This is a genomic window from Modestobacter sp. SYSU DS0290 (genome assembly GCF_054050955.1).
The window spans coordinates 63,147-73,597 of the sequence record NZ_JBJHAI010000008.1 but is presented as its reverse complement, the minus strand read 5'-3'; the positions used below and the strand labels follow the sequence as shown (position 1 = coordinate 73,597).

Genomic DNA, 10,451 nt, shown 5'->3' with positions numbered 1-10,451 from the left:
CACCACGGAACGACTCACTCAACGGGTGCGCGATGACCCGCCGGGCGCTCGATGGTCGCCCTTGCCCGGCGGAGAGCAGAGGCGAAACCGGCCCCGTCCTCGACCGGGGGACTGGTATGCGTCGGCACGATGTCACGTCACTGCGCCATCACTCACAGCGACCGAATCGCGCTGCACCACGCGTGAGCGTGGTCATCCCGACCTACAACGAGGCCAAGAACCTCCCGCACGTCTTCGGCCTGCTGCCCGACGACGTCCACGAGGTCGTCATCGTCGACGGGCACAGCGTCGACGGCACCGTCGAGGTGGCGCAGGCCCTGCGTCCGGACGTGCGGGTGGTCCGGCAGAACCGCCGCGGCAAGGGCAACGCCATGGCCTGCGGCTTCGCCGCCGTCACCGGGGACATCGTGGTGATGCTGGACGCCGACGGCTCCGCCGACCCGCGGGAGATCCCGCTGTTCGTCGACGCCCTGGTGGCCGGCGCCGACTTCGCCAAGGGCACCCGGTTCGCCGGCGGCGGCGGCAGCTGCGACATCACCCGCACCCGGGCCTGGGGCAACCGGTGGCTGAACCGGGCGGCGAACCTCCTGTTCGGCACCCGCTACACCGACCTCTGCTACGGCTACAACGCCTTCTGGACGCACTGCCTGCCGCACCTGGAGCTGGCCGCCGACGGTCCGGTGCACGACGGGAAGCTCTGGGGCGACGGCTTCGAGATCGAGACGATCATCAACACCCGGGTCGCCAAGGCCCGGTTGCGCATCGTCGAGGTCGGCAGCTACGAGTTCGCCCGCATCCACGGCCAGAGCAACCTCAACACCTGGCGGGACGGCATGCGGGTGCTGCGGGCGCTCGTCGTCGAGCGGGTCAACCGCAAGGGCACCCGGGTCGCGGCGCCGTCGCCGGTCACCCGGCCACACCTCGCGCCGGTCGACGTCCCGGCCGAGCCCGAGCGCACCCCGCTCGCGGTGGTCGAGGCCGCCGACGGCCGGACGGCCTGACCGCGACCGGCCAGGTCCGCCGCCGTGGACCCACGACCCTCCGGGTCAGCCGCGCAGGCCCAGCCGCCGCTGGAGCCGGCCGGAGAACCGGGCACACGTGCACAGGCCGCAGTCGGTGCCCCGGCGGTGGTGGCTGTGCGCCTGACGGCCGTGGCCGCACCCGCAGCGGGGGGGGGGGGGGGGGGGGGGGGGGGCGGGGGGGGCGGCGCCCCCCCCCCCCCCCCCCCCCCCCCCCCCCCCCCCCCCCCCCCCCCCCCCCCCCCGGCGCGTCGGCCGTGACCAGCCGCAGGGCCGGGCGGCCGGACGGCGCCGGCAGGTGGGTGCGCCCGGCCGGGCTGCGGCGTCCTCGCTCGATCAGCACGACCCGACGCTAGGGGGCGCGGCCCGCCCGGGCGGCGCGCCCCGCCACGGCGCGCTCCCACCCGTCCCGTGCAGCCCAGCCGCCCCAGCCACCACCGCCCGCGATCCGAGAGGACCCCGGTGACCACCGTGCCGGACACCACCGGAGCCCCGGTGCAGCCCGCTGCCCGCCCGGCCCCGGCGACCACGCTCAGCGTCGTCGTCTGCGCCTACACCCTCGAACGCTGGCCCGACGTCACCGCCGCCGTCGACAGCCTGCGGGGCCAGACCCGCCGTCCGGACCAGCTGATCCTGGTCAGCGACCACAACGACGAGCTGCTCACCCGCGCCCGGGCGGCCTTCGCCGACGTCACCTGCCTGGCGAACACCGGTGCGCAGGGCCTGTCCGGCGCCCGCAACACGGGTGTGCAGGCCGCCACCGGTGACGTCGTCGCCTTCCTCGACGACGACGCGGCCGCCGACCCCGACTGGGCAGCGCAGCTGCTGGACGCCTACCGGGACGACGACGTCATCGGCGTCGGCGGCGCGGTCGTCCCCGCCTGGCAGGCACCCCGGCCGCGCTGGTTCCCGGAGGAGTTCCTCTGGGTGGTGGGCTGCAGCTACGCAGGCCTGCCCGAGGGGCGCAGCCCGATCCGCAACCCGATCGGCGCGAACATGAGCTTCCGTCGCAGCGTGCTCACCACCGCCGGCGGGTTCGACGCGACGATGGGCCGGCTGGGCAAGGACGCGGCGGGGTGCGAGGAGACCGAGTTCTCCATCCGCGCTGCCCGCGTGCACCCGGGGTCGCGGATCGTGCTCGAGCCGGCCTCCCGCTGCCGGCACACCGTCTCCGCCGAGCGGGTCACCCGGGGCTACTTCCGGCGCCGCTGCCGGGCGGAGGGGCGCTCGAAGGCGCTGGTCAGCCGCCTTGCCGGGCCGAGCTCGGCGCTGGAGTCCGAGCGGGCCTACGTGCGGCGGACCCTGCCCCGCGGCGTGCTCCGCGGGCTGAGGGACGTGCTGCGCGGGGACCTAGGCGGGGCCGAGCGGATGTGGATGATCGTCGAGGGCGTCGCGCTGACCGGTGCGGGCTACCTGACCACCCGGCTGCGGCTCGCCCGGCGGACGGCCCCGACCGGCTGAGCACCGCCCCGCGCACCCCGCACCGCACGTCCCGGCCCGGTCCCCGGAGGGACCGGGCCGGCGTGCGTCTCAGGAGGCCCAGGCCTGGATCTCCGCCAGGCCGACGTTCCGGGTCGTCCCGCTCACCGTCGTGATGGTCAGCCGCAGGCTGGTGGTGGCCCGCGCCGGGAACCGGACCGTGGTGGCCCCGCCGGCGTTGTCCAGCACCGGCACGCTCACCGAGGTGCCGTCGGAGAAGGTGAGCTGCGCCGCGGTCACCTGGTCGCTGGGGTTGGGCCGGTCGTGCAGCACCACGCGGCCCAGTGTCACCCGGCTCGACCAGGTCAGCTGGAGCCAGCTGCCGGCGCGACCACCCACGGTGGCCCACTCCACCGTGGGAGCGTCCGGATAGCCCCCGACCACGCCGTCGATCGCCTTCGCGACGGTCTGGCCGTCGTTCGGGTTCTGCGACGACGCGCTGGCCGTCGCCGTCCGGGCCAGGTTCGTGGCCGGGGCGGTGGTGGGCGGCGGCGCCGTCGTGGTGGGCGCCGTCGTGGTCGGGGCCGTCGTGGTGGTCGGGGCCGTCGTGGTGGTCGGGGCCGTCGTGGTGGTCGGGGTGCCGCTGCCCGGGCTCCAGGCCTGCAGCTCGGCCAGGCCGACGTTGCTCGTGCTGCCGCTCACCGTGGTGACGGTCAGCCGCAGGGTCGTCGTCGACCGGGCGGGGAAGGTCAGCGAGACCGCTCCCCCGGCGTCGTCCAGGGCCGGCACGGCCACCGTCGACCCGTCGGAGAAGGTCAGGGTCCCGCCGGTCACCCGGTCGGAGGTGTTGGGCCGGTCGTGCAGCACCACCCGGTCCAGCCGCACCGCCGCCGGCCAGGTCAGCTGCAGCCAGCTGCCCGCCCCGCCGCCCTGGGTGGCCCACTCGACGGTGTGGTCGCCGGGGTAGCCGCCGACCACCCCGTCGATGGCCTTGGCCGCGGTCTGCCCGTCGTTCGGGTTCTGCGACGACGCCGTCGGGGTCGCCGTCCGGGCCTGGTTCACCGGGCTCCCGGTGGGCGGCGGGGTCGTCGTCGTGGGCGGCGTCGTCGTGGGCGGCGTCGTCGTCGGCGGCGTCGTCGTCGGCGGCGTCGTCGTGGGCGGCGTCGTCGTGGGCGTCGTCGTGGGCGGCGGGCCGCTGCCCGGCGTCCACGCCTGCAGCTCGGCCAGGCCGACGTTGCCGGTCGTGGCGCTGACGCTGGTCACCGTCACGCGCAGCACCGAGGTCGTCCGCGGGCTGAAGGAGACGACCACCGCACCGCCGGCGTCGTCCAGCGCCGGCACGGCCACCGTCGACCCGTCGGAGAACGTCAGCGTCGCCCCGGTGACCCGGTCGGAGGTGTTGGGCCGGTCGTGCAGCACGACGGTGCCCAGCTGGATCGGCTCCAGCCACTCCAGCTGCAGCCAGCTGCCGGCCTGGCCGCCCTGCGTCGCCCACTCCACGGTGGGGTCGCCCGGGTAGCCGCCGACCACACCGTCGACCGCCTTCGCCGCGGTCTGCCCGTCGTTCGGGTTCTGCGAGGAGGCGCTGACCTCCGCGACGAGCGCGGCGTTGCCCGGCTCGACCGGCTCGGGCCCCGCCAGCGCCGTCGACAGGTGCTGCCGCGGCAGCCAGCTGCCCTCCGGCCGCCCGCTGCAGGCGGCCAGGCTCTGGCACATCTGGGGGTCGTAGGGGGCGTAGGCGAGGAAGGCGTCCTGCTTGGCGGTCAGGTCCGCACCGGACACGTTGGCCGGCAGCAGGACGCTCGGATAGCCCAGGTAGCCGGCGATCGGCAGCGAGGGGGCGGCGGCCGCGCGCGCCTCGAACACCATCCGGGCCACGGCGTAGTGGTCGCTGTGGTCGCCGTCGCCGAAGCGGCCACGCTCGTCGTGCGTGCGGATGGTCGCCGCACCCGAGGCGTTGATCAACGCGCCGAACGTCTCCACCAGCCCGGCCCGCGTGTAGTCCTGCACCGGCGCGTCGACGGTGCGCAGCGACGCCACCTGGTTCTGGAACAGCTGCTGCAGGCTCGTGTGGCCGGAGGCGCCCGTGCCGGTGCCGTCGATGTTCCCGTCGGGCAGGCGGAGGTACGCCAGCCGCATCTGCGGCCGGCCGGCCAGCGTGGCCACGGTGATCCCGTGCCCGGCGAGCGTGACCACCGACGTCGACCAGGTGTTGGCGGTGCCGGCCATCCGGGCGTAGGCGGCCTGGACACCCAGCTCCCGCTGCCGGGAGTAGCCGGTGCCGGCGCCGGCGTCCCCGGAGGTGACGTACACGGTGGTGACGCAGGCGGCCGCCCGCACGTCCTGCAGGATCGCCGGGTTCTGGAAGAACAGGTCGTCGTCCGGGTGCGCCACGATGTTGATCGAGCACCCCGGGGCGGCACCGGCCGGGCCGGCCGCCACCCCGACCACCGCGAGCGTGACGGCGACGGACAGCGCGACCAGCGCCCCCGTCGCCCGGAGCAGGACAGCGGGGCGCCCCGGGGAGCGCCGTCGCCGGACTCCCCCGGTCACCTCACGTGACACGGACCCCCGTCGTTCCACGACCACCTCCGGTGCTCATCGGGCCGGCTGCCCCGGTCGCCGGAGAGTAGGGCCGGCGCGGGCCGGCGCGAGACCTGTTATGCACCGCGCGGAAGCCGACAGCGCCCTGACCTGCCACGGGGACGCGTGGCGATCGCTGAGCGTGAGCGCTCAGCCGCCGGACAGCGGGGACTCAGCGACCCGCCGCGGCCACCGACCGCGACGCGGCGCGCACCCGCCGTCGCGCCCGCAGGTACAGCACCGGGCCCGCGGCGAGGCCGAACAGCTCGCGCCGCGCCGCGCCGCGCGGCGCACGGCCGCTGCTGCCCAGGCGCTCGTCGGTCTCGGCCGCGATGCTCCGGCGCCGCCGGAGCCCGGGCAGCACCCGGCGCAGCACCTCCCGGCGCGTGTCCCGCTGCGCCAGACACTTGGTCAGGTAGGCCGACAGGCCGGTGCCGTACCCGTAGAGCTGGCGGAGCAGCGCCTCGTCGTCGGCCCGGTGGTGGTGCCAGACCACGGCAGCCGGCTCGTAGGCGATCGCCCGGCCCGACCGCAGCACCCGGACGAAGACGTCGAGGTCCTCCCCGCCGCGGGTCAGCGTGCCGGCGCCGAGCGCCTCGTCGAAGCCGCCCAGCTCCAGCAGCACCTGCCGGTCGAAGGAGAGGTTCGCGCCGGTGCCGAACAGCCCCGGGGCGTAGGGGTACAGCGGGTCGTCGGGGCGGTCGGCGGTCAGGTCGAACAGCTCGGGGGTGCACCGGGTCGACCACAGCGCGGTGCGCGCGTCGAAGTACTCCTCGGCGGGGGTGTCCACCGCCGCGGTGCACACCAGCCCAGTCACGCAGCCGACCCCGGACCCGCGCCGGAAGCCCCGCAGCACGCCCTGCACCCAGTCGGGGTCGACCGCCACGTCGTCGTCGGTGTAGGCCAGCACCGCCCCGCGAGCCTCGGCCAGCCCGCGGTTGCGCGCCGCCGACAGCCCCGGGCGGGGCTCGACCACGTACCGCACCCGGTCGTCCCGCTCCTGCGCGGCCGCCACCACCGCGCGGGTGCTGTCGTCGGTGGGGGCGTTGTCGACCACCACGATCTCCAGCTGCGGATGGGTCAGCGCCCGCAACCGCTCGAGGCACCCGGCCAGCACCGCGGACCGGTCCCGGGTGCACACGACCACCGAGACCAGCACGTCGGAGGTCACCCGGTTCCGGCACCCCGCCGCGGCCGGGGGCAGCGGCTCGGTGGCCGGCGCACCCACCGCCACCGCCAGCCCCTCGGCCGCCAGGTGCACGGCGATCGCATCGGCGAAGACGGTGCGCGCCCGTTCGCGCAGGACTGCCCCATCGACCCCATCCGGCCCGGCCGGCGCCGTCAGGTAGCCCAGCGGCTCGCCGTGCAGCCGGACGAGGGCCCGGACGAGGCCGTGCCCGGCCAGCGGCACCACGCCGCGCGGCGCGGCCGCGTCGGCCAGCTCGAGCTCGCAGCACCAGGTGCCGGACCCGGACCCGGGACCTGGCAGCGGCCGCAGGGGCACCACCGGAGCGAGCTCCTCGGACGTCACGGTTCCCCCTGTCGATCCCCGCGCACCAGTGCGGCGTGCGGCACGCTACTGGACCTGCGGCCGACGGCGGGCCGCGCCGGCCACCTCGATCAGCCCACGAACAGGGCGAACCGGACCACGGTGGCCGCCAGCGCGGCGGCCACCAGCAGCACGAGCAGCCCCTGGAGCACCCACGCGACGGCCCGCCGCCCCGGCGGCCGTCCCCCGGTCTCCGGCTCGGCACGGTCGAGGACCTCCAGCACGGCGACCAGGACGACGGCCGCACCGATGATGGTCACGCCGAGCCAGCCGGCGAGCGCCTCCTGCACGTCAGCCCCCTTCCGGGGTGGCGGCCAGCACGGTCGCACCCCCGCCTTCGTGGACCACGGTGTACGCGCCGCGGTCGACCAGCTCGTCGGCGATCTCCGTCGTCCACCCGGCCGGCCGGCCCTCGCGCAGCTGCCCGAGCGCGTCCTGGGTCCGGCTGACCACGATGAAGTCCGGCCGCTCGACCAGCGCGCAGCGCAGTGGCGTCATGCCGCAGCCGGCCTCGGACATGTCCAGCGGCACCGACTCCCCGACCCGGTCGGCACCGAGGGCACCGGTGGCCTGCAGCGTGCCGACCACCTGCCCCTCCTGGAGCCGCTCGGCGATCACCCGCGCAGCGGCCAGGTCACCGCTGGTGACCCGCTCGAAGGCGATGTTCACCCCGCGGGTCGCGGTCAGCGCCAGCGCGGCCGCGGTGAGGAACAGCGCCAGCACCCCGACGGCCACCGGACCGCGGTGCCGGGTCAGCCCGCGCAGCGCGAGGGCCGCCAGCGAGGCCAGCAGCGGCGCGGCGAAGACGAACGACCGCAGCACCACCTCCCCGCCGTAGCTGCCGAACAGCACCAGCCCGCCGGCGCAGACGGTGAGGCCGGCCAGCAGCGGCGCCCCCGGGCGGTGGCGGATCGTCCACCAGCCGAGCAGCGCCGTCAGCGCGTACAGCACCGACCAGCCCAGCCGCATGTTCTGCATCGCGTCGTAGACCGGGTCGGAGTCCAACCCCACCCGCGCCGACACCGCGCTGGTGAGGTTGGAGTTCAGCCGCCCCAGGTCACCGAGCACGGTGCTGAGGTGGCCGACCCAGAAGTCGGTCGCCTGGTAGCTGAACCAGCCGAGGAACAGCAGCGACACGAGCAGCCACAGGCGGCGGTACCGGGTGCTGCCGGTGACCACGAAGACCATCAGGGCGAACACCAGGGTGGCCGGGGTGAGCTGGTGGCTGACCACGACGGCCGCCGCGATCAGCAGCAGCGCCCCCTCCCAGGCCAGGGCCTGCCCGGCGGTGACGCCGTCCGGCAGGCCGGGGCGGCGGCGCCACGCGGTGAGCGCTCGGCGGTACCACCGCCCGGTCAGCGGCGTGGTGCCGCCGGAGGTCACCGACCACAGCAGCACCGCCAGGACGACCAGGTAGAGCAGGTAGGCCACCGCCTGGGGGGCGTAGTAGTCCTGCTGGAACCAGTTGGCCGTCAGGTACAGGAAGACCGCCAGCCAGGCGAGCCGCCGGGACCGGGTCACGCACCGGGCCACCACCAGCAGCGGCGCGATGGCGGCGATGTTGAACACGGCCGGGGAGAGGGTGAGGAAGGCGCTGGCGTCGGGCAGGCCGGCCAGCTCCACCAGGTGTGCACCCGAGCCGAAGAAGCCCGGCCAGTAGGCCCGCGCGTCCAGCCCGGCGAAGGTCGCCTGCTGCTCGGTGATGAACCGGATGAACCCGACGTGCAGCCAGCCCACCGACACCCCGGCCCGGCCGTCGCCGACGTTGGTGAAGGCGAAGAGGACGACGGCGAGGACGACGGCGGTGGCCGCCAGCACCGGGCCGTCGAGGACCGGCCGCAGCAGCTGTCGGGCCGCCACCAGCGCCACCAGCACCAGCGCGGCCACGTACGCCCAGCCGACGACCCCGATCACGCCCAGCGCGCCCGCGTCGTCCAGCTCCAGCCAGCGGGTCGCCGTCCACCACAGGCCCAGGGCGGCCAGCAGCGCGACCACGGCCACCGGCCGTTCCCGGTCGGTGGACCGGCCCCCCACGTGCGCCCCGGACGGCCGCCCGGTGCCGGCGGTGCGTGGTGCGGCGCGCGGCGTCCGGCGCAGGGCCACGACGGTGGCAGCCAGCGAGACCGCCGCCGTCCCCGCGGCGAAGCCGACCGGGCTCCACCAGCCGGTGACCACCTGGAGCGTGGCGGTCAGCAGGGTGACCGCCACGCTGAGGGCACCCGCCAGGGAGCCACGCAGCAGCCGGTCGGGCACCCGCAGCAGGACGGCGAGCGGAACCCCGGGCACGGTGAGCACGAAGGCCACGGCCAGCAGGGTGCGCCCCGGGAACGCCAGGTCCGCCGCGGCCACCGCCGGGGTGACGACGGCGATCAGCGCGCCGAGCCACAGCGCGATCCGCTCCCCGCCCGGCCGGGCGCGGTGCCGGGCCGGCGATGGGCTGTCGGCGCCGGCCGGCTCCTGGACCGGTCGCGGCTCGGCCACGTCGGTGCCGGGGGCGGCGGCCCCCGAGTTGGTGCCGCTCACCGGCCCGCCGCCTCGGCGACGAGCGCCCACGGCTCGTGCACCAGGTCGGCGACCGCAGCCGCCACGTCCGCACGCCGGGCCCACCCGGTGCCGAACGACATCGAGGCGTTGAGCGCCTTGCCCCACTCGGTGGTGCAGACGGTGATCCCGGTCTGCGAGCGCGGCGCCGCCGCGGCCACCACGCCGGAGGTGGTGCCCTCGGCCCACGGCAGCCGGCGCAGGTGCCCGAGCGCGCCCAGGTGACTCAGCACGACCGGGCCCAGCGACGCCGGGCGTCCACCGCCGCGGCCCAGGGCGGCCCGGACCGGGGACAGCGCCTCACCGGCCGTCGCTGCCAGCAGCGACACCAGCGGGAGCCCGAGCGCGACGTCGGAGGCCATCTGAGCCGCGGTGCGGTGCGGGTCGCGGCAGCTGGGGTCGGTCAGCCGCAGCGCACCCACGAAGTTGCCCTCCACCGCCGCCGTGCGCGGCAGGTAGCGGCGGCAGTCGTACATCACGACCGTGTCGGTCTCCGGCGAGACGACGCCGTGGCGCTCCAGCGCCCGGCGGGCGGCCGTCAGCACCAGCACCGCCGTCGACACCCCGGGGGCGTGCTCCTGGCCCCACTCCCGCAGGGCCGCGACTGTGCCGGGCACCCCGGGCTGGACCACCAGCGTCACCTCGGAGTCGCCATCGGCGCGCGGGGCCGGGCCGCCGTCGGCCGGGACGCTGCCGCCGGTCGCGCGCTGCAGCGCCGCGCGCAGCGTCGCCAGCTTCGGCTCGCGCGCCAGCCCCCAGGCCGAGTTCAGCAACGGTCGGCGCACGGACTCGGCGGTCGGCAGCAGTTCGTCGGGCACCCCGTCGCCGGCGGCCGCACGCACGAGCGCGCCGACGACGTTGCGCAGCCCGTAGCTGCCGTCGGCGAGGACGTGGTCGATCCACCAGGCCTGCCGCCCGCCGACGACCGTCACGGTCAGCGGGAGGTCGTCGGCGGGCCGGCGGAGCAGCTCCTGCACCAGCGACTCGTCGGACTCCGCAGCCGCCTCGGGGCGGTCGACGACGAGCCGGGCGAGCCAGGCGTCCAGCTCGGAGTCGGGCACCGGGACCCACCGCGGGGGTTCCCCGGCGAGCCGGCTGACCACCCGGGAGGACGGGTCGGCGGCGTGCAGCCGGCGCAGCGCCGCCCGGATCGAGTCCGCGCCCACCGCCGGGTCCAGCCCGGACAGCACGGTGACCGTCTGGATCCCCCGCCAGAGACGATCGCGCAGCTCCACCCGTCGAGGTGGGGACACCACGCTCCCGGACCGCTCCACCGTCCTCCGATCCCCCGCACTCGTCGGCGACAGCACCGGGTGCTCGATCGTCGGCCGAACGGGCGA

The 10,451-nt window shown here is 76.4% G+C and carries 7 protein-coding genes; 2 read left to right on the top strand and 5 right to left on the bottom strand.

What is annotated here, in order from left to right:
• Nucleotides 1-182: 182 nt before the first annotated feature.
• Nucleotides 183-1,001, top strand: coding sequence for a glycosyltransferase family 2 protein (locus ACI795_RS09340; protein WP_457075216.1), 819 nt, complete (start codon nt 183-185; stop codon nt 999-1,001).
• Between the two features lie 480 nt (nt 1,002-1,481).
• Nucleotides 1,482-2,480: a glycosyltransferase family 2 protein gene (locus tag ACI795_RS09335; protein ID WP_457075215.1), complete on the top strand. Its 999-nt coding sequence runs from the start codon at nt 1,482-1,484 to the stop codon at nt 2,478-2,480.
• A 69-nt stretch (nt 2,481-2,549) separates the two neighbouring features.
• On the opposite strand, the gene ACI795_RS09330 is transcribed toward ACI795_RS09335, so the two are convergent.
• The 5 genes from ACI795_RS09330 to ACI795_RS09310 all read right to left on the bottom strand — a co-directional run bounded on the left by ACI795_RS09330 (nt 2,550) and on the right by ACI795_RS09310 (nt 10,364).
• Nucleotides 2,550-5,003, bottom strand: coding sequence for a DUF7402 domain-containing protein (locus ACI795_RS09330; protein WP_457075214.1), 2,454 nt, complete (start codon nt 5,001-5,003; stop codon nt 2,550-2,552).
• 190 nt (nt 5,004-5,193) lie between these two features.
• Nucleotides 5,194-6,552 carry a glycosyltransferase family 2 protein gene (locus ACI795_RS09325; RefSeq protein ID WP_457075213.1) on the bottom strand — a complete coding sequence of 453 codons (1,359 nt, stop codon included), beginning with the start codon at nt 6,550-6,552 and terminating at the stop codon, nt 5,194-5,196.
• An 89-nt stretch (nt 6,553-6,641) separates the two neighbouring features.
• Nucleotides 6,642-6,860: a hypothetical protein gene (locus ACI795_RS09320; protein ID WP_457075212.1), complete on the bottom strand. Its 219-nt coding sequence runs from the start codon at nt 6,858-6,860 to the stop codon at nt 6,642-6,644.
• Nucleotide 6,861: 1 nt separating this feature from the next.
• Complete coding sequence (locus tag ACI795_RS09315; RefSeq protein ID WP_457075211.1) at nt 6,862-9,093, bottom strand: serine/threonine protein kinase; 2,232 nt, start codon at nt 9,091-9,093, stop codon at nt 6,862-6,864.
• The gene (locus ACI795_RS09310) at nt 9,090-10,364 is read right to left on the bottom strand and encodes a hypothetical protein (protein ID WP_457075210.1); all 1,275 of its coding nucleotides are present in this window, start codon (nt 10,362-10,364) and stop codon (nt 9,090-9,092) included. Before ACI795_RS09310 ends, ACI795_RS09315 begins: the two co-directional genes overlap by 4 nt.
• Nucleotides 10,365-10,451 lie beyond the last annotated feature (87 nt).